The organism is Streptomyces sp. TG1A-8 (assembly GCF_030499535.1).
Taxonomy (GTDB): Bacteria; Actinomycetota; Actinomycetes; order Streptomycetales; family Streptomycetaceae; genus Streptomyces.
On the sequence record NZ_JASTLB010000001.1, the window covers coordinates 1,755,337 to 1,778,904 of the forward strand.

At 73.0% G+C, this 23,568-nt stretch carries 16 protein-coding genes and 2 pseudogenes; 11 read left to right on the top strand and 7 right to left on the bottom strand.

Going from position 1 to position 23,568, the window contains the following annotated elements; translation table 11 throughout:
• Positions 1 to 39 precede the first annotated feature (39 nt).
• Positions 40 to 519 (bottom strand): Rrf2 family transcriptional regulator, encoded by a 480-nt coding sequence (locus tag QQY24_RS07170; RefSeq protein ID WP_301971837.1) that lies wholly within the window; start codon positions 517 to 519, stop codon positions 40 to 42.
• Between the two features lie 99 nt (positions 520 to 618).
• Complete coding sequence (locus tag QQY24_RS07175) at positions 619 to 1,605, bottom strand: NADPH:quinone reductase (protein ID WP_301976166.1); 987 nt, start codon at positions 1,603 to 1,605, stop codon at positions 619 to 621.
• A gap of 273 nt (positions 1,606 to 1,878) precedes the next feature.
• On the opposite strand from QQY24_RS07175, the gene QQY24_RS07180 reads away from it, so the two are divergent.
• Positions 1,879 to 3,114, top strand: a complete 1,236-nt coding sequence (locus QQY24_RS07180) for a transposase (protein WP_301971838.1) — start codon at positions 1,879 to 1,881, stop codon at positions 3,112 to 3,114.
• Between the two features lie 72 nt (positions 3,115 to 3,186).
• Here the strand turns inward: QQY24_RS07180 and QQY24_RS07185 are convergent, their stop codons facing one another.
• Positions 3,187 to 5,142, bottom strand: coding sequence for a helix-turn-helix domain-containing protein (locus QQY24_RS07185; protein WP_301971839.1), 1,956 nt, complete (start codon positions 5,140 to 5,142; stop codon positions 3,187 to 3,189).
• Between the two features lie 250 nt (positions 5,143 to 5,392).
• Here QQY24_RS07185 and QQY24_RS07190 point away from each other — a divergent pair, with 250 nt between their 5' ends.
• The 5 genes and pseudogenes from QQY24_RS07190 to QQY24_RS07210 all read left to right on the top strand — a co-directional run bounded on the left by QQY24_RS07190 (position 5,393) and on the right by QQY24_RS07210 (position 11,668).
• Complete coding sequence (locus tag QQY24_RS07190; RefSeq protein ID WP_301971840.1) at positions 5,393 to 6,103, top strand: 50S ribosomal protein L11 methyltransferase; 711 nt, start codon at positions 5,393 to 5,395, stop codon at positions 6,101 to 6,103.
• Between the two features lie 904 nt (positions 6,104 to 7,007).
• Positions 7,008 to 8,180, top strand: a complete 1,173-nt coding sequence (locus QQY24_RS07195) for a 3-deoxy-7-phosphoheptulonate synthase (protein ID WP_301971841.1) — start codon at positions 7,008 to 7,010, stop codon at positions 8,178 to 8,180.
• A 74-nt stretch (positions 8,181 to 8,254) separates the two neighbouring features.
• Positions 8,255 to 9,028 carry a 2,3-dihydro-2,3-dihydroxybenzoate dehydrogenase gene (locus tag QQY24_RS07200; protein WP_301971842.1) on the top strand — a complete coding sequence of 258 codons (774 nt, stop codon included), beginning with the start codon at positions 8,255 to 8,257 and terminating at the stop codon, positions 9,026 to 9,028.
• Between the two features lie 92 nt (positions 9,029 to 9,120).
• Positions 9,121 to 9,749 (top strand): annotated as a pseudogene (locus QQY24_RS07205) (isochorismatase family protein).
• A complete protein-coding gene (locus QQY24_RS07210) occupies positions 9,746 to 11,668 on the top strand; it encodes an anthranilate synthase family protein (protein WP_301971843.1) in 1,923 nt (640 codons plus the stop codon). Before QQY24_RS07205 ends, QQY24_RS07210 begins: the two are co-directional and overlap by 4 nt.
• A gap of 221 nt (positions 11,669 to 11,889) precedes the next feature.
• Here the strand turns inward: QQY24_RS07210 and QQY24_RS07215 are convergent, their stop codons facing one another.
• Positions 11,890 to 13,470: a class I adenylate-forming enzyme family protein gene (locus QQY24_RS07215; RefSeq protein WP_301971844.1), complete on the bottom strand. Its 1,581-nt coding sequence runs from the start codon at positions 13,468 to 13,470 to the stop codon at positions 11,890 to 11,892.
• 801 nt (positions 13,471 to 14,271) lie between these two features.
• Between QQY24_RS07215 and QQY24_RS07220 the strand changes: the two genes are divergently transcribed.
• The 3 genes from QQY24_RS07220 (at position 14,272) to QQY24_RS07230 (ending at position 19,233) form a co-directional block, all read left to right on the top strand.
• The gene (locus QQY24_RS07220; protein ID WP_301971845.1) at positions 14,272 to 15,636 is read left to right on the top strand and encodes an MFS transporter; all 1,365 of its coding nucleotides are present in this window, start codon (positions 14,272 to 14,274) and stop codon (positions 15,634 to 15,636) included.
• An 88-nt stretch (positions 15,637 to 15,724) separates the two neighbouring features.
• The gene (locus tag QQY24_RS07225; protein ID WP_367658043.1) at positions 15,725 to 17,791 is read left to right on the top strand and encodes a molybdopterin oxidoreductase family protein; all 2,067 of its coding nucleotides are present in this window, start codon (positions 15,725 to 15,727) and stop codon (positions 17,789 to 17,791) included.
• On the top strand, positions 17,779 to 19,233 hold the full coding sequence (locus tag QQY24_RS07230; protein WP_301971847.1) for an FAD-dependent oxidoreductase: 1,455 nt from the start codon (positions 17,779 to 17,781) through the stop codon (positions 19,231 to 19,233). Before QQY24_RS07225 ends, QQY24_RS07230 begins: the two co-directional genes overlap by 13 nt.
• Before the next feature lie 125 nt (positions 19,234 to 19,358).
• Here the strand turns inward: QQY24_RS07230 and QQY24_RS07235 are convergent, their stop codons facing one another.
• The 3 genes from QQY24_RS07235 to QQY24_RS07245 form a co-directional block, all read right to left on the bottom strand.
• Complete coding sequence (locus QQY24_RS07235) at positions 19,359 to 20,933, bottom strand: class I adenylate-forming enzyme family protein (protein WP_301971848.1); 1,575 nt, start codon at positions 20,931 to 20,933, stop codon at positions 19,359 to 19,361.
• Between the two features lie 94 nt (positions 20,934 to 21,027).
• Positions 21,028 to 21,570, bottom strand: coding sequence for an SRPBCC family protein (locus QQY24_RS07240; RefSeq protein WP_301971850.1), 543 nt, complete (start codon positions 21,568 to 21,570; stop codon positions 21,028 to 21,030).
• Positions 21,571 to 21,627: 57 nt separating this feature from the next.
• Positions 21,628 to 22,101 (bottom strand): GNAT family N-acetyltransferase, encoded by a 474-nt coding sequence (locus QQY24_RS07245; RefSeq protein ID WP_301971851.1) that lies wholly within the window; start codon positions 22,099 to 22,101, stop codon positions 21,628 to 21,630.
• A 393-nt stretch (positions 22,102 to 22,494) separates the two neighbouring features.
• Between QQY24_RS07245 and QQY24_RS07250 the strand changes: the two are divergent.
• Together QQY24_RS07250 and QQY24_RS07255 are read left to right on the top strand one after the other, a co-directional pair.
• Positions 22,495 to 22,591, top strand: a pseudogene (locus tag QQY24_RS07250).
• Positions 22,592 to 23,157: 566 nt separating this feature from the next.
• A complete protein-coding gene (locus QQY24_RS07255; protein WP_301971852.1) occupies positions 23,158 to 23,565 on the top strand; it encodes a YciI family protein in 408 nt (135 codons plus the stop codon).
• Positions 23,566 to 23,568 lie beyond the last annotated feature (3 nt).

The window sequence follows — 23,568 nt, forward strand, 5'->3', positions numbered from 1 at the left end:
TGTAGGCGTGCCCCGCCGGTGGCGCGGGGCACTGGTGATTCAGCGGGCCGTGTGCTCGTAATGGCGCCGAGTACGGTCCGCGGCTCTGGGCGGCGCGGTGGCCATGATGTCCGCCAGCGTCTGCGCGGCGAGTTCGCGGCGCCATGCCAGCTCGGCCCTGCGCATGGCGGTGGCGATGCCGCAGGCCCGCTGGAACTCCCGGGCGGGTGCGCCCGCTCCTTCTCCCCGCTGGCGGATCTCGGTGCAGCGGAAGACGTCGTCGGGACCTTCGATGGCGGTGACGACGTCCATGAGAGTGATCCGCTCGGGGGGGCGGGCCATCCGGAAACCGCCCCTGGCCCCCGGCGTCGAACTGAGGATGCCGGCCCTGACCAACGCCTGCAGCTGCTTGTTCAGATAGGCGGGCGGCAGGTCGAACCAGACCGCCAGTTTCGCCGCCGGCACCGGTTCCTCGTCCCCGACCCACGCCAGTGTCAGGCAGCAGTGCAGCCCCCACTCGACTCCCTCGCTCATCCGCATAACCGGGACACTACACCTCCAGATTCCCACTCCACACGTCCACCGGGAAAACGTCATGCCGCGCGCGCTCGGCGGCGGTCGCCGGAGGGGCCGGTGCGGTCAGGCGTCCAGGTGCGGGAGGAGGAGCACTCGCCTGCCGTGCAGCTCGCCCCGCTCCATCCGGCGGTGGACCTCGGCGGCGGCGCTCAGCGGGAGCGCCTCGGTGCACCGGGGGCGGAGGCGGCCCGCGGCGAGGAGCCGGTTGATGGCGACGGCCGCCTCGGCGAGCTCGGCACCGGTCGCGTGGGAGATGACGAAGCCGACGATGGAGCAGTCCTTCATGTAGAGCGGCCCCACCGGGAGGACCGGTCGCGAGCGGGCGCCGGCCAGCAGCACGATCCGGCCGCGGGCGGCGAGCACGTCGACGGCGGTGGTCAGGTCGTTGGTGCCGGAGGTGTCGAGGTAGACGTCGACGCCATGGGGGCTGACCTCGTCGATCCGCTTGGCGAGGTCGGGATCGCGGTAGTCCAGGACCTCCGCCGCGCCCAGGTCGCGGCAGTGCGTGGCGTCACGCGCGGAGGCCGTGGCTATCACCCGGGCGCCGGCCTCGACGGCCAGCACGATCAGCGCGCTGCCGACGTTCCCCGCCGCGCCGGCCACCAGGACGGTCTCACCGGCCCGGACCCGGCCGTGGGTGAACAGGCCCAGGTAGGCGGTGGCGGCCGGATGCACCGTGGCGACCGCGTCGGCCGGGTCCACGCCCTCGGGGAGGTGATAGAGGCGGTCGACCGGGACCACGGCCCGCTCGGCGGCGGCGCCCTGCCGGCCGCCGTGGCCGAGGCTGTTGGACCAGACCAGGTCGCCGACGGCGAACCCGGGGGCCCCCGGCCCGGCCTGGACGACCGTGCCGACCAGGTCACGGCTGATCACGAGCGGGAACCCGGCCGGGGTCCGGAAGATGCCGGAGCGGACCAGGGTGTCCACCGGGTTGACGGTGGCGGCCAGGACGTCGACCAGGACGTCGGTCGGTCCCGCCGTGGGGGTGGGCATCTCACCGTAGTGGATGTTCTCCGGCGGTCCGAGGGTCTCGATGAAGGCTGCACGCATGGTCACCGAGTCTTCCACCGCTCGGCGGGACGGGACCTCGGGCAGCGGAATATCCGTCAACTGGGCCTGCCGCCCCGCACCCCGGTGGTCCGCCACCACCGTCGGCGGGGCGGACATTCGGACATGCGAAGCCGCTCCACCCCCCGACCGGTGGTCCGACCACCAACAGCCGCAGAAGGTGGGTGTTCTGTGCACCTGGGCCGGATCGGAAGCGCTGCCTACCGTCTAGGCGTCTGAACAGGTGTTTGATTGTCCGAGGCGAGGGGATCTCGAATGCGCGGCAGCACCCTGCACACGGAGGACACGCGAAGGCACGAGAACGCGGCGGTGCGCGCCCACGACCGGGGCGTCGTGCTCACCGAGCTGTGCTCGTTCCTGTTCGCGTCGCTCCCCCGGGCCGATCAGCGGCGCAAGGGTGTCGAGTACCTGCGGGGGCTCCTGGAGGCCGAGGGCCGCAAGTCGATCCGCAACATCGCACGGCTGATCGGCGGCCGGGCCACCGAGCAGAACCTGCACCACTTCATCAGCAGCTCGACCTGGGACTGGGGCCCGGTCCGCGAGACGCTGGCGAACCATCTGGTACGGGTGGCGCCGCCGCAGGCCTGGGTGGTGCGGCCCACCGTGATCCCGAAGACGGGGGAACACTCGGTCGGCGTGGACCGCAGGTTCATCCCCTCGCTGGGCCAGGTGCTCAACGCGCAGCAGGCGATCGGTGTCTGGTCCACGTCGGACGAGGTGAGCATGCCGGTGAACTGGCGGCTCCACCTCTCGCAGGCGTGGCTCGACGACGTACCGCGGCGCAAGCAGGTGTCGATCCCGGAGAGCGTGAACGCCCAGACGCTGGGGGCGTGCGCGGTCGAGACGCTCCTGGAGCCGCTGTCGGCATGGCGGTTACCGGTGCGGCCCGTGGTGATGGACGCGCGGGAGATGGACGCCATGCGGATCGTGCGACGGTTGCGGGCCGCCGGTCTGCCGTTCGTGGTCCGGGTCGACAGCACCGTGCCGCTGTGCCCCGCCGAGTCGGCGCCGGCCGGCCACAGCGCGGACGCGCTGCCGGCCCAGCAGATCCTCGATGTCTCCCGGAACCTGCGGCGGCCGGTGATGTGGACGGACCACGGTGGACAGCCGGGGCTGCGGACCAGCCTGGTCGCCGGTGTCCGGGTCCGGGTGCCGTCTCCCGGCCGGCGGCTGACGCTGCCGGGCCGCCGCGCGGCCGGGGGCGAGGAGGACCTGCTGCTGCTGGGGGCGGGCACCCAGGGCCGTCGCTGGCCGCGCGAGTTCTGGCTCACCGATCGCACGGCGGTACCGCCGGCGCTGCCGTTCCGGCTGAGCCGGCTGACCCGCCGGGTCGACCAGGACTTCACCGAGATCGCCGACAAGGTGGGGATCAGGGACTTCGCCGGGCGTTCGTTCGACGGCTGGCACCGCCACGTGACGCTGGCCTCGGCCGCCCACGCGGTCGTCGCACTGGCCCGGACCGGTGACCGGCAACTGCGCTGCGCCTCCTGAGCCGCCGGACCGCAGGCCGGGGCGGAGCCGGCCGGAGCAGGCCGGGACGTGCCGGCCGGCCGGGTTCGGGTGTTACGCCCGGTCCGCCGTCCCCGGCGCGGCGGTGGGGGCCCGCTGTTCCATCAGTACTTGGCGGATGCGGGACAGCCTGAGCGCGAGCTGCACTTCGAGCGCGCGTTCGGGCTGTTGCCAGTCCCGTCCCAGCAGATCGCTGACCCGCTCCAGCCGGCGGGCGACCGTGTTCGGGTGGACGTGCAGTCTCTGGGCCGCGCGGGTCGGGCTGTTGCCCGTCTCGAAGTAGGCGCCGAGGGTCCGGGCGAGTTCGGTGAAGCGCTGCCGGTCGTAGGCGAGGAGGGGACCGATCACCGAGTCGACGAAACCCGCGACGTCGCGGTCGTCGGCGAGCAGCACGCCGAGGAAACCCAGGTCGCGTGCGGAGGCCGAGCGTCCGACACTGCCGAGAGCCGTCATCGCGTCGAGGCAGCGCAGCGCCTCGCGGTGGCAGCCGGAGACCGAGGCCGCGTCGGAGACCGGCCCGGCGCCCGCAACCGTCACCGGTTCGTCGAACAGGGGTGACAGCTCGTCGCAGACCGCCGAGGCGGCGGCGCCCGGATCGGTGCCCGGCAGGAACAGCACGACGCTGTCGCTGTGGACGCTCTTGAGCCCGTTCATCCGGTGGGCGTACGAGGAAGCCCAGGTGTAGGTTTTGCCGTGGGCCTCGCCCTCGGAACGGGCGATCACCACGACGTGGGGCGAGTTCAGGTCGATGCCGAGTCGGCGGGCGCGTTCCTCCAGCTGCTGCGGGGGACGTTGCGGAACGGCGAGCAGGTCTTCGAGGAGTTCGTCGTGGGCACGGCCCTGGGCAATGGCGGTCCGGCTGGTCTCCAGCAGCAACTGGACCGCGGCGGCCCGGGCGACCAGCCCGAGCAGCCGGTGGTTCCGTTCGGGGGGCGGGTGTTCGGGCTTCAGCAGCAGCGTGCCGAGGTATTCGCGGCCCGCGCTGATCGGCACGGCCCACATGCCGCCGTCGACTTCCACCGGCTCGTCGGCGGTGCGGGCGTCCATGGTGGCCACCGCGGTGGCGGCGGCCTCGCTCTCGGGCATCTGGCCGACCGTGGTGAGGGGGGTGCCGTTGGCCGCGTAGATCCGCAGGCTGCCGTGGAGGTGCCGGCTCGCCGCCCGGGCCAGGGTGTGCAGTTCCGCCCCGCTCAGCGCCTGGTCGACCAGCTCGCGGTGGATCCGCCCCAGCTCGCGGGCGAGTTGCAGGGCCTGGGTGGTCCGGGCGTTCTCCCGGGCCAGCTTCCGCAGGGTGGATCTGGTCTCGTCCAGCACCTGGGCACGTTCGATGGCCAGGCCGGCCAGGTGGCCCAGGGAGCTGATCAGGGAGACCTCGTCCCGGGTGAAGTAGCGCACGTTGCGGTCGGCCACGTAGAGGACGCCGCAGGGGCGGGTGCCGTGGCTCAGCGGGACGGCCATGATCGCGCGCAGCCCCTCGGCCCTGACCACCTCGTCGAGGCCCGCGCTGTGCTCTATCCCGCTGTCGTCGAGGTAGTCCGGGGTCCAGACCGGCCCGAGGTTGGCCATCGCGGCGTTTCCCAGGCCGGCCTCATCGGGCAGCCGAAGACCGATGTTGAGGGTGGAGATGTGCCCGTCGGAGGCGCGTACGTAGGAGACCCCGTCCTCCGGACGCGGTAAGCTGATGTACGACATGTCGACGCCGAACAGGACGCGTGACCGCCTGGTGACGACCCCGAGCACGGTGTCGAGGTCGTTGGGGGCGACCAGGTCGCGGGTGGTGTCGAGCAGCGCGGACAGTCCCGCCTCACGCTGCTGACGGCGCTCCCGCTGGGAGTGGATGCTCAGGCCCAGCCGGGTGGCGCGCTCCAGGCTCCTCAGCTCGGCTTCGGGGGCGTTCTCGCGGCGCGCCTGGGCCATGAGCGACTCCAGACGGGCCAGCGGTGCCTCCCCCGCCAGTAGCTCCAGTACGGCCAACGCGCCGCGATCTTCCCGCGCACCCTGGTGTGTCACGGCTCCCCCTCCCCCTGCACCGAAGCCGCACGACTGCTGCCACAGTGATCAAAAAGTTACTGAGCAGGGCGTCGGGCGTCAACGAATCGTTGGACATGTCCAGTGGCTGGACGGTAGTGGGGGCGCCGCGGCCGGTGGTTCGACGTGTTGCCGGGGCGCCTTCCGCAGGAGTCGCGGTACGGGCAGAATTCGGTCGGGGACCGGCGCGACCGCGGCGCCGGAGGAACGGTTCGGCCGCAGGGGGAACGGAATGAACGTCATTCAGGACTACCGTCGGTCCTTGGAGCGGAGCCGGCAGGCGCTGGCCCGCGAGGACTGGCCGGCCACCTTCACCCTGTGCGGCCGGGAGTGGGATCTCCTTCGGGGGGTGTTCGCACCGGTGTACTCCCCGACCACGGAGTTCTCCATGCGGCTGATGGGCCTCGCGGACCCGGCGGCGAGACCGCGGACCGGCTCGTTCCTCGAGATCGGCTGCGGAAGCGGGGTGATCGCCGTGGCGAGCGCCCTGAGCGGCTGCGACCGCGTGGTGGCCGTGGACATCAACGAGGCCGCGGTCCGCAACACGGCGATCAACGCCGAGCGGCACGGCGTCCGGGAACGGGTCAGGAGTGTGCGCAGCGACCTGTTCGCCGGCCTGGCGGCGGACGAGCGCTTCGAGACGGTCTTCTGGCACTCCAACTACGTCCTGGCACCTGCGGAGTACGAGTACCGGACCGTGCTGGAACGCGGCTACGTGGACCCGGGATACGCGACGCACCGCCGGTTCCTGGCCGAGGCGCCGCGCTGGCTGGCCCCGGGTGGATCCGTACTGCTGCATTTCAGCGGGCGGGGCGATCTGGCCGGCCTGCTCCGGATCGCCGACGAGTGCGGCCGCGCGCTCGAGGTGCTGCGCAGTGCCGTGTTCCGTGAGGGGGAGCACGAGGTGGAGCACATGCTGATGGAGGTGAGGACGGTGACCTGAGCGGGCGTCAGGGGGGTCGGACGACCCGGGCGCCGGCACGCGGCCGGAGGGTGCGGTGCGCACCGCCTGTCCGGGGTCAACGGCCGGGAGCCCGAAGCGGTGGCCGACGACGCCCCCGGTGGCGGCCGAGACACCTGTCGGGGCCCGACGACGTGGTGCTCTCCCCCGGGCCGGGTGATCCGGCCCGGGCCGCCGGCCCCGGCACCTGCCACGAGGTGCTGGAGCACGGAGGACCGCCGGTGCCGGGGTGCGCCCGGGCCGTCAGGGGTCGGCCGCGCTGCGCGGTGCCCGGGACGGCCGTGCACCGGAGCCGTACCGCGGGGGCCGTCACGACTTCCTGATCCGCCGAAGCGCGCAGCACCACCCACGGGCCGCCCCGCCGGGTTCTGGGCGGGGGCGGCACCCTCCCGCGGCCGGCCGTCGGTCCGGCCCGTCCTCCGGCCCGTCCCCTCCCGCTCGCCGCCAGCCGTGCCACCCGGGCCCGTGCCCGCCGCGCCGGACCTGATGGAGTACCCGCCACCTGACGAAGTGCGGTGGGAGCCGTTGGCGGCACCGACCGCCGTGTCCCACGATCAGGACGAACCACAGCCGTCCGGCAACCCGCAGATCGTCGCCGGTCCCAGGCCCTTTCCCGCCAGTCGAGGGAGCATTCCGGCCATGACCGATGCCGTCGCCGCCCGCCCGGGCCCCACCGGCAACGCACGGCACCACGCACGGGGGCCACAGGTGGCCTGAGCACCACGGTCCGGCCCGCTCCCGCCATCGGCCGGGCAGCAGCCGCACCCTTCGCACCGCACCGCAGCCGCCTTCACATCCGTGCCGGGCGCAGCTTTCGCCGGGCACCTTCTCGCGAGGCACCGCGGGGGTCACCGCGCCCACCGCACTTTCGCTCTGGGAGACGCTCATGGTCACCGCACTGACCGCTGTCCGGTCCAAACCGGCTCTGCAGCAGCCCGACTGGGCCGACGACGAACGCATGCTCGACGTCAGGAAGGAGTTGACCGAAAGACCGCCCCTGGTGAACGCCGTGGACGTGCGCCGATTGCGCTCCCTGCTCGCCGAGGTGGCGGCCGGCACGTCACAGGTGGTGCAGACGGGCGACTGCGCGGAGGACCCGGTGGAGTGCTCGGCCGGCTACGTCGCCCGCAAGAGCGGCCTGCTCGACGTCCTGGCGGGCATCGTGAAGATGGCCACCCACCAGCCGGTGGTCCGGGTCGGCCGGATGGCGGGCCAGTTCGCCAAGCCCCGCTCCTGCCCGACCGAGCGGGTCGGCGGCATCGAACTCCCCGTCTACCGCGGGCACATGGTCAACAGCCCGGAGCCCGACCCGAAGCTGCGGCGGCCCGACCCGCGGCGGCTGCTCTCCTGCTACGAGGCCGCGAGCAAGGCCATGACCCACCTGGGCTGGCTGAACCCGGGCGGACGCTCGACCATCTGCCCGCCGGTGTGGAGCAGCCACGAGGCGCTGCTGCTGGACTACGAACTGCCGATGATCCGTCAGGGCGACGACGGACGGCTGCTGCTCACCTCGACCCACTGGCCGTGGATCGGCGAACGGACCCGCGGGGTGGACGGCGCCCACGTCGCGATGCTCGCCGGTGTCGTCAACCCGGTGGCGTGCAAGGTGGGCCCCGGCACGCTGGTGGAGGAACTGCTGGCGCTGTGCGCGCTGCTCGACCCCGAGCGCGACCCGGGCCGGCTCACGCTCATCGCCCGGATGGGCGCCGGCTCGGTCGCCGACCGGTTGCCCCCTCTGGTCAGGGCCGTCAGGGCCGCCGGACATCCGGTCATCTGGCTCACCGACCCGATGCACGGCAACACCGTCACCACGCCCGGTGGCCTCAAGACGCGCTTCGTGGACACCGTCGTGCGTGAGGTCCAGGACTTCCAGTCGGCGGTTCGGTCCGCCGGCGGCGTGGCCGGCGGGCTGCACCTGGAGACCACCCCCGACGACGTCACCGAGTGCGTCCTCAACGGGTCCGAGGAGGGCAGCGTCGGCGACAAGTACACCAGTTTCTGCGATCCGCGGCTCAACCCCGGCCAGGCCGTGTCCGTGGTCTCCGCCTGGCGGGGCTGACGGCGGGCCCGTGAACGAACCCAACCGACAACGGCCGGCCCGGCACCGGGCCGGCCGGCAGGGAGGTCCGAGACATGTTGAACAATGTCGCCCTGGTCACCGGAGCGGCGGGGGGCATCGGCGCGGCCGTCGTCCGGGCCCTGGCCGAACGCGGCGCGGTCGTGGCCGCCGTCGACCGGAACGCCGATGCGCTGCGGGAGACCGTCGCCAAGCTGGTGGCGGAGGACGACCTGCGGGTCGAGGCATTCGCGGTGGACGTCACCGACAGCGCCGCGGTCGATGCGCTGGTCGACACGGTGGAGCGGGACCTGGGCCCGGTGGACCACCTGGTCAACGCCGCGGGCGTGCTGCGCCTGGGCGAGGTCAGGGACCTCACGGACGAGGACTGGCGGGCCACCTTCGCGGTCAACGTGAACGGCGTGTTCCACGTGTCCCGCGCGGTGGTCGCACGGATGCTCCCGCGCCGCCGCGGCGCCCTCGTCACCGTCGCCTCCAACGCCGCGAGCACGCCGCGCGCCGAGATGGCCGCGTACGCCGCCTCCAAGGCGGCCGCGACGATGTTCACCAAGAGCCTGGGACTGGAGGTCGCCAAGTACGGCATCCGCTGCAACCTGGTGGCACCGGGCTCGACCGACACCCCGATGCTCAGCTCGATGTGGCACGACGAGTCGGGCCCGAAGGGCACCATCGAGGGCCGGCCGGAGGCGTACCGGGTGGGCATTCCGCTGGGCAAGCTGGCGCGGCCCTCGGACATCGCCGCCGCGGTGGTCTTCCTCCTCTCCGACCAGGCCGGCCACATCACCCTGCACGACCTCACCGTCGACGGCGGTGCCGGACTCGGTGCCTGAACGACCCGCCCGGCGGCCCCCACCGGCTCCCGGTGGGGGCCGCCCCCGGCCACCCGCGCCCCCGTACGTGTACAGAAGAGGAGACAGACGCCATGGCAGGGTTACCGACCATCGAGCCCTATGCGATGCCGACAGCGGGCGACCTGCCCGGCAACACCGCGAAGTGGACCGTGGACCCGGACCGTGCGGTGCTGCTCGTCCACGACATGCAGCGCTACTTCCTGAAGCCCTTCCCCCCTCGCAGTCCCCGGGCGGTGAACTGGTGCACAACGCCGCCATGCTGCGCGAGCGGGCCGCGGCGCTGGGCGTACCGGTCGCCTACACGGCCCAGCCGGGTGGGATGACCACGGAGCAGCGCGGTCTGCTGATGGACTTCTGGGGCCCGGGCATGCGGGTGGACCCGGTCGACCGCGAGGTCGTCGAGCCGCTCGCACCGACGCCGGAGGACTGGACGTTCACCAAGTGGCGCTACAGCGCCTTCTTCAACTCCGGCCTGCTGGACCGGATGCGTGCCGCCGGTCGCGACCAGCTCGTCATCTGCGGCGTGTACGCGCACGTCGGGGTGCTGATGACCGCCGTCGAGGCGTTCACCCACGACATCCAGCCGTTCCTGGTCGCCGACGCGGTGGCCGACTTCTCCGCCGGCGACCACCGGCTCGCCCTGGAGTACGCCGCCAGGCGCTGCGCGATGGTGGTCACCGCCAAGGGGGTCCTCGCATGAGACCGGACACCGTACGGCCGGACATCCTGCAGCGGGTGCTCGCGCCGCAGCCGCCGCCCGCCTTCGCCCTGCTGTACCGGCCCGAGACGACCGGCCGGGGAACGCTGGAGGTACTGCTCGGCGAGGTCACGACACCGGCCACGCTGGATCGGATTCCGCTGACCGGGCCGGGTGGGCCGACCGGATCGACGCAGGACGGCGCCCGCCACGAGGTGCTGGCGGTCGTCCCCTACCGGCAGATCGCCGAGCGTGGCTTCGAGTCCACCGACGACGGCTCCCCGCTGATCGCCATCACCGTGACCGAGCAGGCCACCGTGGAACTCGCCGAGGCACTGGCGCGGATCCCGGACACGCCCATCGTGCTGGCCGGCGGTCACTTCGACATCGACGACGACGAGTACGCCGACATCGTCCGCCGGGTGATCGCCGACGAGATCGGCCGGGGCGAGGGGGCGAACTTCGTCATCAAGCGGTCCTTCGTCGCCGACATCACCGGCTACACGCCGGCCGCCGCGCTGACCTTCTTCCGCCGTCTGGTGGAGCGCGAGACGGGCGCCTACTGGACGTTCGTGGTGCACACCGGCGAGCGGACCTTCGTCGGCGCCACTCCGGAGCGGCACATCAGCCTCAGCGACGGCGTCGCGGTGATGAACCCGATCAGCGGCACCTACCGCTACCCGGCCTCCGGGCCGACACTGCCCGAGGTGATGGACTTCCTCGCCGACCGCAAGGAGACCGACGAGCTCTACATGGTGGTCGACGAAGAGCTCAAGATGATGGCCCGGATCTGCGACTCCGGTGGCCGGGTGGTCGGACCGTACCTCAAGGAGATGGCCCGGCTGGCGCACACCGAGTACTTCATCGAGGGCCGCAGCGACCGCGACCCGCGCGAGATCCTGCGCGAGACGATGTTCGCGCCCACCGTCACCGGCAGTCCGCTGGAGAGCGCCGCCCGGGTCATCGGCCGGTACGAGCCCGCCGGCCGCGGCTACTACAGCGGCGTGGTCGCTCTGATCGGGCGGGACGGGCGGGGTGCTCGCACCCTGGACTCCTCGATCCTGATCCGCACCGCGGACATCGACCGCTCCGGCCGGCTCTCCATCGGTGTCGGCGCCACGCTGGTCCGTCACTCCGACCCGGCCTGCGAGGTCGCCGAGACCCGGGCCAAGGCGGCCGGCCTGCTGGCGGCACTGGAGGCCGACGGGCCGCGGAGCTTCGCCGACCACCCGAGCGTGCGTGCCGCCCTGGAGCGGCGCAACCGGTCCATCGCGGACTTCTGGCTCGCCGAGGGCGGGTCCGGGAGCCCGCACCCGGAGCAACTCGCCGGGCGCCGGGTGCTGGTGATCGACGCCGAGGACACCTTCACCTCGATGATCGAACACCAACTGCGGTCGCTCGGACTGGAGGTGGCGGTGCGCCGGTTCGACGAGCACTACTCCTTCGACGGGTACGACCTGGTGATCGCGGGTCCCGGACCGGGTGACCCGCGGGCGACCGACCACCCCAAGATCGCCCATCTGCGGTCCGCGGTGCTGGAGCTGCTCGACCAACGGCGGCCGTTCCTCGCGGTCTGCCTGAGCCACCAGGTGCTGAGCAGTCTGCTCGGCTTCGAACTCGTCCGCCGCGACGTCCCGAACCAGGGCGTCCAGCGGGAGATCGACCTGTTCGGCTCCCGCGAGCGGGTCGGCTTCTACAACACCTTCGCCGCCCACAGCGCGCGGGAGGAGGCCGAGGCCGGGCGGGTGGGGGTGATCGAGGTGAGCCGCGACCCGGAGAGCGGTGAGGTGCACGCGCTGCGTGGCCCGCACTTCGCCTCGATGCAGTTCCACGCCGAGTCGGTGCTGACCCAGGACGGTCCCCGGATCGTCGCCGGTCTGATCACCGAGGTACTGCACGCGACCGCGGTGTCGGCCGGGTGAGGGACCTCGTCCCCGGGCACCGGGCGGGCTTCGGCCCGGCCGGTGCCGCCCTCTCCCGCCCGCCGGGCGGTGACGCCGGCCGGCCGGTGGCCGTGGGCTCCGGAGGAGCCCGGGGGCCTCACCCGGCCCGTGCACAAGGACCCCCGGGGGTCCCCGTCCAAGAAGGACGCGGCTGCCCCCGCGGGGAGGACCCCGCGGGGGGCAGCCGCGTCCGGCTCACCTCACCGCGCCGGCGGGTCGTCCTGCGGGCCCGCCAGCTGCCGGGACAGCTCCAGCCTCTTGACCTTGGTGGTGGCGGTGTGCGGCAGTTCGTCCAGCCGGCGCTGCACCGGTTCCGCCAGCGCCGGCAGACCGGCGACCGCCGCACGCCACCGGGCTGGGTCCAGCGGCCGGTCCTCGCGCAGGCACACCACGGGTATCGGGGCACCGCTCCCACCGGGGACGATGATGACCTCGAGCAGCTCCGGGAGCCTGGTGAAGAGCTTGTCCTCGATCTCCAGGGTGCTGCTGATGCCCGGGATCTCGTCGACCTCCCGATCCAGCAGGTGCAGGCAGCCCCACTTGGTGCGGTAGCCGAGGTCGCCCATCCGCCACCAGCCGTCCGGGGAGAACTGGTCGTCGAACCGCTCCTGCTCGCCGAAGTACGTGACGATCTGCCCGCCGCTGCGCACCTCGATGTGGCCCGGCGAGCTCTTGGTCGGCGGCAGTCCGTCCCGGCTCACCACCCGTACCTCGGTCATCCCGGGGAAGGTCCGGCCCACGCACCTGCCGTCGGCGCCGGCCCGGTGGCGCCGGGTGTAGGTACGGGCGGCGATGGCACCGGTCTCGCTCTGCCCGTACGTCTGCGCGAAGAACGGCATGGTCCGCCTCGACGCCCCCAGCAGGGTGTCCACGGTACGGGGGTGGATGGCGTCGAAGGTGTTGCTGAAGCACCTGACCTTCGCGAGCGGCTCGGCCGGATGGTCCGCCAGCGTCTCCCAGTGCAGCAGCGTGTTGGGGTGGGACTCGATCACGCCCGGGGGAACCCGGGCGAACAGCTCGGCCGCACGAGCCGCGTCGTCGTCCCGCATCACGATGAGCGGATGGCCGCGCAGGGCGAACAGCGCCGTTCCACTGATCATCCGGGAGTGTGCGAACGAGACGTGGACGGCGACGGGTTCACGCCGTCCCACCGGGGCCAGGAGCACCGACTGCGGGCGGCAACGGGCCTGGATCGTGATCCCGGTCTGGACCGCGAGCTTCGGCAGGCCGGTGGTTCCCGACGTGTGGGTGATGAGCGCGGGCAGGTCCTGCGGCATGGTCACCGGAGGCACGCGTTCGGCCCCCGCCAGGGACGCGAGGGACGTCCCGCCCGGGAAACCGCCGACCGCCACCAGCACCCGTTCGGTCGACCCGAACACCTCGGGGGGGAGTTCCTGCTCCAGTTTCACCTGGTCGGTGACGAGCGTGGGGCGTCCCAGCCGCTGGAGCAGCCGGGTGACGGTGGCGCCGTCCAGCTTCGGCGAGAGCAGCACCGGCACCCCGCCGACGCGCGCGACGCTGTAGGCGAGCAGGGAGATGTCGAAGCTGTCCGACTTGTGGATGACCACGCGTTCGCCGGGCCGCACCTGTGCCGCCCAGAGCCGGGAGGCGAAGTCGTCGACCAGTTCGGCGATCTCCGTCAGGGTCACCCGGCGGCCCAGCTCGGGCGCGATGTCGAGATCGTGGTCCAGGTAGACGGGGCTCGCCGGGTGGCGTGCGGCCGCCCGGTCGAAGACCGTACCCAGCTGGATGCCCTTGTTGCCGAGCCGTTGCAAGAACATGCGTCTCTTCCCGTTCGGTAGGTCTCGGAACGCCGTGTGCCCGGTCCTCGGCCGCCCGGGGATCCCTCCGGCCGGTCGGATGCCGGGCGCATCGCGGCCCACGAGGTCGGGCCCGAGGAGCAGCGGTCGGCGACCTGGCGCTCGGGCGTCCGGCGCAAACCGGCGCACCACCGCATGCCGAGCAGTCGCACGGGTCACCCGACTCCGCGCGGCAGGTCCCCGGTCGGTGGTCGAAGGAATTTCGCCGTCCCATCCTCCGGCGGCGGTTCGATGACGCCAACGGAGAACACCGCACTGTGTCAACTCGGTCCCGGCAACCCGTTCACCGGCCCCGTCCGGCCGCCGGACACCGTCGTGCCCGGTGCCGTCCAGGCCCCGGTGCGGTCACTTGACAAGGTCGGGCGGGACGTATTGCCCGGCCCCTCCCGCCCGCGGGAGGCTTGGCCGCGCCGAGGCCGCGTTCCCCGCGGCGTTCCCGACGCCTTTTCCTTCGACGTTCCTTCGACGTTCCTTCGACGTTCCGTCCGGTGGCCCCGCGGCATGTCCCTTCGACTTCGCCCCGGACGCGGCGGGTGGTACCGAGGCCTTGAGGAGGCAGGCCCCGGCCGCGGGCAGCCCACCCCGTCCGCAAGGGGCGCGGCTCCTCCACGGGCCCTTCCGGACGGCCCGCCGCGGGCGCATGTCCGCCGGCGGGTGCCGAAGCACCCCGAACGCGGGCACGCCCGCAGCGCATCGCCCCGCGCTCCCAGCTCCGATCGGCGCCGTCTTCCACAGGGGCGCGCATCGCACAGGAGAGGACACATGACCGCCAGCACCTACCGTCCGGCCCGTCCGGCCGACGGCCGATGGATCGACGATTGGCGCCCTGACGACCCGCGGTTCTGGAACGGTCCGGGCCGCCGCATCGCCCGCCGGAACCTGATCTGGTCGATCCTCTCCGAGCACCTGGGTTTCACCGTCTGGACGCTGTGGAGCGTGGTCGCGGTCGAACTCGGCGACCACGCCTTCTCCACCGACCAGTTGTTCTGGCTGGTCGCCCTGCCCAATCTGGTCGGCGCCCTGCTGCGGGTGCCGTACACCTTCGCGCCGGCCCGGTTCGGCGGCCGCAACTGGACCGTGGCCAGCACCCTGCTGCTGATCATCCCGGCCGGCCTGCTCGGCATCACCGTCCACGACCCCGACACGCCGTACTGGGTGTTCCTGCTGGCCGCCGCGACCGCCGGGGTCGGCGGAGGCAACTTCGCCTCCAGCATGGCCAACATCACCCACTTCTACCCGAGGTCGAGACAGGGCGCCGCACTCGGCCTCAACGCGGCCGGCGGGAACATCGGCGTCAGCTCGGTCCAGGTGGTCGTGCCCTGGGTCATCACCGGCTTCGGCCTCGCCGCGGCCGGCCTGGTGTGGCTGCCGCTGATCCTGCTCGCGGCGTACGGGGCGTTCCGGGGCATGGACAACCTGCGCGGTGCCAGCTCCACCGCGGCGGACCAGCTGCGGGTCGCGGGCAGCACCGACACCTGGATCCTGTCGGTGCTCTACGTGGGCACCTTCGGTTCCTTCATCGGCTACGCGACCGCGCTGCCGCTGCTGATCGAGGTGGAGTTCCCGGAGGCGGGCCTCGCCAGGGTCGTCCTCCTCGGCGCCCTGATCGGATCCTGTGCCCGGCCGGTCGGCGGCCGGCTGGCCGACCGCTGGGGCGGCGCCCGGGTGACGCTGTGGAACTTCGCCGTGATGGCAGTGGGCGCGCTCGGTGTCGTGGTCTCGCTGCGGGTCCACGGCTACCCGCTCTTCCTCGGCTCGTTCCTGCTGCTGTTCGTCACCGCGGGCATCGGAAACGGGTCCATCTACCGAATGATCCCGGCTGTCTTCGCCGCCCGCTCGGCCCGGCTCCGGCAGCCACCGGACCCTGCCGGCGAACAGGCCGCGGCCGCCCGGGGCCGGCGCGACAGCGCCGCGGCACTGGGCATCACCTCGGCGATCGGCGCTCTTGGTGGTTTCGTGGTCAACCGGGCCTTCGGCACATCGGTCGCGGCCACCGGGACCACCGGGGGCGCGCTGCTCGTCTTCGCCGGCTTCTACCTGGGCTGCCTGGGTCTGACCTGGCTCCGCTACCTGCGGCGCGGCGCAGCCACCCGCTCGGTGCCGGCCCGGGTGGACCTCCGTGTCTGAGCCCGGACCGGGGGCGTTCGGACCCGGGCCGGCACCGCAGACGCCGCCCACCGCGACGCACTGCCCGTACTGCGCGCTGCAGTGCGGCATGTGGCTGGAACCCGGACCGGACGGCAGGACCACCGTCCGGCCCCGGGCGCTGGCCATCCGCCCGGGCGGCCCACCGGGCCGGGCCGCACTCTGCCAGAAGGGCTGGACCTCGGTGGAACTGCTCGACTCGCCCGAACGGCTGCGCACCCCGCTCGTCCGCCGTGCCGGCGAGCTCCTCCCCGCCTCCTGGGACGCGGCCATGGACCTGATCGTCCGGCGGATCCGGGAGATCCAGCGGCAGGCCGGCCCGGACGCCGTCGCGGTCTTCGGCGGCGGCGGTCTGACCAACGAGAAGGCCTACGCCCTGGGCAAGTTCGCCCGGGTCGCGCTGGGCTCCGCCAACATCGACTACAACGGCCGGTTCTGCATGTCATCGGCCGCCGCCGCGGCCAACCGGGCCTTCGGCCTGGACCGGGGCATGCCCTTCCCCCTGGCCGACGTCGCCGAGGCCGACGCAATCCTGCTGGTCGGCTCCAACCCGGCCGAGACCATGCCCCCCTTCACCCAGCACCTGGTGGCGGGCGGTGCGCTCGTCGTCGTCGACCCGCGCCGTACCCCCACCGCCGAACAGGCCGCCCTGCACCTCCAGCCGACCCCCGGCACCGACCTGGCCCTCGCGTGCGGACTGCTGCACATCGCCATCGCGCTCGGGCACCTCGACGAGAAGTACATCGCCCGCCGCACCACCGGCTTCGACGAGGTCCGCCGGGTGGTCGCCAACTACTGGCCGGAGCGGGTGGAGCGGATCACCGGCGTACCGCTGCCCGACCAGCGGCGGGCCGTCCAGATCCTGGCCGGCGCCGAGCGGGCGATGGTGCTCACCGCACGGGGCGCGGAGCAGCACAGCAAGGGCACCGACACCGTGTCGGCCTTCGTCAACCTGGCCCTGGCCCTCGGCCTGCCCGGCACCCCCGGCTCCGGCTACGCCTCCCTGACCGGTCAGGGCAACGGCCAGGGCGGCCGCGAGCACGGCCAGAAGGCCGACCAGCTGCCCGGCTACCGCCGGATCGACGACCCCGCGGCCCGGCGGCACATCGCCGAGGTCTGGGACGTGCCGGAGGCATCCCTGCCCGGCCCCGGGCGCAGCGCGTACGAGCTGCTGGACTCGCTGGGCACCCCGGCCGGACCGCGCGGGCTGCTGGTCTTCGGCAGCAACCCCGCCGTCTCCGCCCCCAACGCCCGGCACATCGGGGAGCGGCTGCGCTCGTTGGAGCTGCTGGTCGTCTCCGACCTGGTCCGCAGTGAGACCGCCGAACTCGCCGACGTCGTCCTGCCGACCACGCAGTGGGCCGAGGAGGACGGCACGATGACCAACCTGGAGGGCCGGGTGCTGCGCCGCCGCAGGATGCGGCCTCCGCCGCCCGGCGTCCGCACCGATCTGGAGGTGATCGCGGACCTGGCCGCCCGGCTGGGCCACGCCGCGCGCTTCCCCGCCGAGCCCGAAGCCGTCTTCGAGGAGCTGCGCCGGGCCAGCCGCGGCGGGATCGCGGACTACTCGGGCGTCAGCTACCGCCGGATCGAAGAGGAGGACGGCGTTTACTGGCCGAGCCCGCAGCCCGCGGAGGGCACGGCCCCGGGCGGCGCCGGCAGTGCCGCCGGAGGCACACCGCGGATGTTCCTGGACGCCTTCGCCCACCCGGACGGCCGTGCCCGGTTCGTCCCGGTCGAGTACCGTCCCGCGGCGGAGGAGCCCGACGAGGAGTACCCGCTGTACCTGTCCACCGGCCGGATCATGCAGCACTACCAGAGCGGTGCCCAGACCCGTCGGGTGCCGACCCTCCTGGCGGGCGCGCCCAGGCCGTTCGTCGAGCTGCATCCCGACCTCGCGGCCGGCCTCGGCATCGAGGAGGGGCAGCCGGTACGGGTGGTGAGCCGGCGCGGGACCGCCCGGGCCGAGGCCCGGCTGAGCACGGCCATCCGGCGCGACACCGTCTTCATGCCGTTCCACTGGAGCGGCCCCGGCCGGGCCAACACCCTGGTCGGCTCCGCCCTCGATCCACAGTCCCGGATGCCCGAGTTCAAGGTGTCCGCCGTCCGATTGGAGCCGGTCACGTGCGACAAGTAGTGATCGTGGGCAACGGCATGGCCGGCCACCGGGTCGCCGCCGAGCTGCTCAGCAGCAGCCCCGGGGTACGGATCACGGTGTTCGGCGCGGAGCCGCACGCCCCCTACAACCGGGTGCTGCTGACCAACCTGCTGGCCGGAAAGGCCGACGAGCGGAGCATCCGGCTGCCGGAACTGGCGCCCGGGGCCACCGTGCGGGCCGGTGTCGAGGTCACCGGCATCGACCGCGAGGCGTGCACGGTGACGGCCGCCGACTCCAGTGTCACCGGCTACGACGCGCTGGTGCTGGCCACCGGCGGCTCGGCGCTGCTGCCACCGGTCGGGGGACTGCGCCGCGACGACGGACGGCTGCTGCCCGGGATCACCGGCCTGCGCACCCTCGACGACTGCCGGGAGGTGTTCCGGCTGGTCGCCGAGGTGGCCCGGCGCACCGGCGGGGGCCCGGCACGGGTGCTGGTCCTCGGCGGCGGCCTGCTCGGTCTGGAGGCCGCCCGCGGCCTGGTGCAGCGGGGCATCGAGGCGGAGATCCTGCAGGCCGACCCCTGGCTGATGAGCCGCCAGCTGGACGCCGCCGGCGGCCGGGCCCTGCTGCGCGGCCTGACCGGGCTGGGGGTGGCCGTCCGGGTCGGGGTACGGGTCGCCTCGGTGGTCGGGGACGGCCGGTTCGAGGGGGTGCGGTGCTCGGACGGGCAGCTGATCCCCGGGGACGTGCTGATCGTCGCCTGCGGTATGCGCCCGGCCACCACGCTGGCGGCGGACGCCGGACTGCCGGTCGAGCGGGGGATCGTGGTCGACGACCTGATGCGCACCGCCGATCCCCGGATCTTCGCGGTCGGGGACTGCGCCGAGCACCGCGGGACGCTCTACGGCCTGGTCCAGCCCGCCTGGGAGCAGGCCCGGGTGGCGGCCCGGACGATCGCCGCCCTCCCCGGCGTCAGGCCGTTCCGGGGCAGCAGGGTCGTGACCCGGCTCAAGACCACCGGCATCGACCTGGCCACCATGGGCGAGGTCGGCGCGGACGGCTCCGGGGAGGGCGAGGAGGTGCTCAGTTACTGCGACTCCGGCCGGAACGTCTACCAGAAGGTGGTCGTCCGGGACGGCCGGGTGGCGGGTGCGATCCTGGTCGGCGGCAGTGCCGCCCTCGGCACCATCACCCAGCTCTTCGACCGGCGGGCCGCCGTGCCGCAGGACCGGCGGCTGCTGCTCTTCCCGGAACTGGCCGGGACGGCCGGGACCGGCGCCTCGACCGGCCTGGCCGCCGACGCGCTGGTCTGCCAGTGCAACGGCGTGCCCAGGGAGGAGGTCCTCCGGCACGGCGCGGCCGGCTCACGGACGGTCGAGTCCATCGCCACCGCGACCCGGGCCACGACCGGCTGCGGCGGCTGCCGACCACTGATCGAGGAGCTTCTCGCGGGGCTCGCCCACCCCGGCGGCACCGGCTGACCCGCCCGCCCACGGGTGGTTCCGGCAGGGGCCGGACGTGCTGGGCGGATGCCGACGGCGGTGGGGTCACCGGGATTCACCGGTGACCCCACCGCCGTCAGCGCCCCTTGCGCCACCGCACCAGGTCACCCGCCCTGGCCCCGGGCAGCCAGCAACCTGACCAGCTCCAGCCGCTTGATCTTGGTCGTGGCGGTCTGCGGCAGGTCCCCCAGCCTCCACTGCACCGGGTCCGCCATCGGCGGCAGGGGGGCCGCCGCGCGCTTCCAGGCCGCCAGGTCCAGCGGCTTGTCGCCCTTGGTGCACACCACCGGCACGGCCCGGCCGTCCGCACCGGGGACGATGATGACCTCGGCCAGTTCCTCCAGCGTGCCGAACAGCGTGTCCTCGGCGGCGAGCGTGCTGCCGAAGCCGTCGATCAGGTCGACCTCGCGGTCCAGCAGGTGCACGCAGCCCCACTTGGTGCGGTAGCCGACATCGCCCATCCGCCACCAGCCGTCCCGGGACACCTGGGCGTCATAGCGCTCCTGCTCGCCCAGGTAGGTGACGATCCGTCCGTCACTGCGGACCTCTATGTATCCCGGGTTCCGCTCGGACGGCGGGTTCCCGTCACGGCTGACGACGCGGACGTCGGTCATGCCGGGGAAGGGCATGCCGACACAGCGGCCGTCGTCCTCCAGCGTACGGCGCCTGGTGAAGGCGCGTACCACCGCCGGACCCACCTCGCTCTGCCCGTAGAGCTGGCCGAACAGCGGCGAGGTGCGCCGGCTGGCCCGCAGCAGCCGGTGCACGGTGCGCGGGTGGATCGCGTCGAAGGTGCTGCTGAAGAGCTTGACGTTGGACATCGGGCCGCGTGGATCGTCCGCCAGCCCCTCCCACTCCATGAAGGAGTTGGGGTGCGCCTCCAGGATGCCCGGCTTCAACCGGGCGAACAGGTCGCCGATGTGCTCCGGGTCCGACTCGCGGAGCACCACCAGCGGGAACCCGCGGTGGAGCGCGATGGCGAGCGCGGTGATGAGCCGGGAGTGCACGAAGGAAACGTGTATCGCGACGGTCTCCCGGCCCCGGATCAACGGCCGCAGGACGGACGCCTGCGGGCGGTAACGCGACTGGAGGCTGAAGCCGGTGTGCACGGCCAGCTTCGGCAGGCCGGTCGTGCCCGAGGTATGGGTGATCAGGGTGGGCCGGGAGGCGGGCGCGATGACCGGGGCGACGCGCCCGGCCCCGGCCAGCGACCCCAGTTCGACGGCGTTGCGGTGGCTGCCGGAGGTCAGTACCACCTGCTCGGCGAGGTCGAAGACGGCCGCCGGCAGCTCGTTCTCCACCTTGGCCAGGTCGGTGACGAGGAACGGTCTGACCGTCCGGCGCACCAGCTCGGCTACGGTCTCCCCGTCGAGCTTCGGCGAGAGCAGCACCGGGACGCCGCCGATACGGGCCACCGCGCAGGCCAGCAGGGTGATGTCGAAGCCGTCGGACTTGAAGACGACCACGCGCCGGCCGGGGCGGACCTTCGCGGCCCACAGCCGTGCGGCGATGTCGTCCACCAGATCGGCCACTTCCGCGATGGTCGCCCGGCGGCCCAGCTGCGGGGCGATGTCCAGGTCGTGGTCCAGGATCAGTACGTTCGACCCGTGCCGGGCGGCGGCCCGCTCGAAGAGCCTCCCGAGTTGAATGCCCTGGTTTCCGATGCGTTGAAGAAGCACCTGCCCGCCCTCTCAGCCGCGCTACGCGATGCCGTTCCTGGAACAGTGGAAGGTCGTACGGGAACCCGTGGTGAGCCGTTTCGGAAAGGACGTGTCACTGCTTCTCGATGACGGCCTTGACACGTTCCAAAGTGGCCGCGAGATCACCGGCGACCTTGTCGCCCCACTCCTTGAAGAACTGCTGCTTCCGCGTCTCGTCCATTTCCGCGGTGATGCCGAGGATGCCTTCGGTGGCGGTGTCCATCCGGAAGTGATGGGTCAGCACGCTGCCCCCGGCCGCGGCCTCGATGTCGAAGGCCCAGACACTGCTCTGCTTCCGCCCTGCGGAGTCGTGCATCGCCCAGCGGAAGGTGCGCCCCGGCTCGGCGGCCACGACTTCGGCGTAGGTGGTCCATGTCCCGCGGACCACCGGCGCCCAGCTCACGACATCCGGGCTTCGCAGGTTCTCGCCCCGGAACACCGCGCCCACGGTGGCCGGCTCGCCGACGACCCAGGTGCCGCCCTGGCATTCCGGACTCCACTCCCCGCTGCGCGGGAGGCAGCTGATCAGCTCATAGATTTCCTGTGGCGTGGCCGAAATGCGGATCTCGGCGCTGGACCGGAAAAGCGGCTCGGTTGCCCTGCTGGTTTCACCCATGCCGGGAATGGTGGCAGAGCCGTCCCGGCACAGGTCAAAGCCCCGATCGCTGGTACGTCAAGTTGCGCGGTCCGGCTGCGCGCCGCCACCGCCGGCCGGTACGAGGTCCCGGACGAAGTGCAACGCCGCGATCGACATGCGTCGAGCGTGGTAGAAACGGTGCGCACCGTGGTTGGACACCCCGGAGTCGAGCTCGATCCGGACGCACCCGGCGTCCCGCGCCCGCGCCTCCAACTCGGCCATCAGTCGCGCACCGACGCCACCGGAACGCGCCTCGGGACGGGTCACCAGGTCGTCGACGAAGAGCAACCGGCCACGGCTGGTCGCCAGCACCCGGTGCGCGGCAACCGCGAGGCAGCGCCCGCCACCGTCATAGGCAGCGGTGAACACCAGTCCCTGCAGGTGCGCTTCGGCGGCGAACTCCCGGAACCCGAGCGCCGTCAGACCCGGCCGCAGACCACGGATCAGCGGGGCTACGTCGGACATCATGGCGGGCTGGTCCGGCGTCAGGTCGACCACGGTCAGTTCCACACCGATCACTCTACGGCCGACCGACTCGGAACTCCCGCCGGCCCGTTCGTCCCAGCCGCTCGGCCCGTTCGAAGCCGGGGGTTCCCGACCGGCGCTCGGAACCCGGTCGCACGGCAGGCCGACCGGGCCCCTGCGGCGCGTCACCACGCGGACCGGGGCGATCACCGATGGACGCAGGCCAGCCGGCACCGCACCCGCACGCCCGGCATGGGACCTGCGTGGACCTGCGTGGACCTGCGTGGAGGGGAAGAAGCGGCCGGGGCGGTGCGGGTTCCCTGCCACGCGGCGAGGTCCCCTCGCGTGAACCCCGTCAGCGACGCGTCAGTGCGGGGTCAGCGGGACCTGTCACGGTGGTGACCGTGAACGGCACGGGAGACCGGGGGCCGGACACGGGGAGAGGTGCCCGGAGTGGTTGATCGGGGACCGACGAGCACGTCTCGAGGTCGGGCCGCCCCGGCGGCCCACGCAGGTTCGAATCCTGCCCTCTCCGCCGACGCCGCGCGCCCTGCCGGCTTCCACGCCGCGGACGACGGGCCTGCGGCCCGGTCCGTGCGGTCGCTGCCGGGCGGCACCGGTTCCTTCGCGGCCGGCGGTCCACGGGCGCGCCCTCCCGGCGCCGGGAGACCGCCGTGCAGGACGGTGCCCCGCGCGGGGCCCGGACGTGCCGGGCGCGGCCGGCCCCGGCCACCCGCGGTCCGGACGACCGGTAGGACCGGTAGGACCGGTAAGGCCAGCGCCGGTTCCGGCGTCCAGTACAACCACCCCCCTCCCCGCCCCCGCCCCCGCCGACGTCGGGGTCGGGGTCGCGGGTGACGCCTGGGGCGCCCCCTGCGTCCGGATCGCCTCGCACCACGCCGTGCCCCGGCCCCCGGGGGGCCGGTGGCCCGGTCCGGGGGACCGACGGGACGACCCGAGGGGGCCGGCGGGACGGCGCACCCGGGCCCGTTCGCGGAGCCGGAGAAAAATCCGGGCGGCGATGTCGAGAATCCGCGGCCTGCTTCGTCCCCGCAGTGAACGCGACCACAATGGGCCGCACCAACACCCAGGAGAAGCACGATGGCCAAGTACTTGCTGCTCAAGCACTACCGCGGCGCCCCGGCCGCGGTCAACGACGTGCCCATGGACCGGTGGACGCCGGAGGAGGTCTCGGCGCACATGCAGTACATGAGCGACTTCGCGGTCCGGCTCGAGGGGACCGGCGAGTTCGTCGACGGCCAGGCGCTCGCCCCCGAGGGGGCGTGGGTCCGGTACGACGGCGAGGGGCGTCCGCCGGTGACCGACGGCCCGTTCGCCGAGACCAAGGACCTCATCGCCGGCTGGATGGTGATCGACGTCGACAGCTACGAGCGCGCCGTCGAACTGGCCGGGGAGCTGTCGGCCGCCCCCGGGGCGGGCGGGAAGCCGATCCACGAGTGGCTGGAGGTGCGTCCGTTCCTGACCGCGCCGCCCACCATCACGGAGTGACCC

Bases quoted from the DNA above. Each gene is read 5' to 3' on its own strand.
- QQY24_RS07170 (WP_301971837.1), bottom strand. From the start codon at position 519: ATGCGGATGAGCGAGGGAGTCGAGTGGGGGCTGCACTGCTGCCTGACA.
- QQY24_RS07175 (WP_301976166.1), bottom strand. From the start codon at position 1,605: ATGCGTGCAGCCTTCATCGAGACCCTCGGACCGCCGGAGAACATCCAC.
- QQY24_RS07180 (WP_301971838.1), top strand. From the start codon at position 1,879: ATGCGCGGCAGCACCCTGCACACGGAGGACACGCGAAGGCACGAGAAC.
- QQY24_RS07190 (WP_301971840.1), top strand. From the start codon at position 5,393: ATGAACGTCATTCAGGACTACCGTCGGTCCTTGGAGCGGAGCCGGCAG.
- QQY24_RS07195 (WP_301971841.1), top strand. From the start codon at position 7,008: ATGGTCACCGCACTGACCGCTGTCCGGTCCAAACCGGCTCTGCAGCAG.
- QQY24_RS07200 (WP_301971842.1), top strand. From the start codon at position 8,255: ATGTTGAACAATGTCGCCCTGGTCACCGGAGCGGCGGGGGGCATCGGC.
- QQY24_RS07210 (WP_301971843.1), top strand. From the start codon at position 9,746: ATGAGACCGGACACCGTACGGCCGGACATCCTGCAGCGGGTGCTCGCG.
- QQY24_RS07215 (WP_301971844.1), bottom strand. From the start codon at position 13,470: ATGTTCTTGCAACGGCTCGGCAACAAGGGCATCCAGCTGGGTACGGTC.
- QQY24_RS07220 (WP_301971845.1), top strand. From the start codon at position 14,272: ATGACCGCCAGCACCTACCGTCCGGCCCGTCCGGCCGACGGCCGATGG.
- QQY24_RS07225 (WP_367658043.1), top strand. From the start codon at position 15,725: ATGTGGCTGGAACCCGGACCGGACGGCAGGACCACCGTCCGGCCCCGG.
- QQY24_RS07240 (WP_301971850.1), bottom strand. From the start codon at position 21,570: ATGGGTGAAACCAGCAGGGCAACCGAGCCGCTTTTCCGGTCCAGCGCC.
- QQY24_RS07255 (WP_301971852.1), top strand. From the start codon at position 23,158: ATGGCCAAGTACTTGCTGCTCAAGCACTACCGCGGCGCCCCGGCCGCG.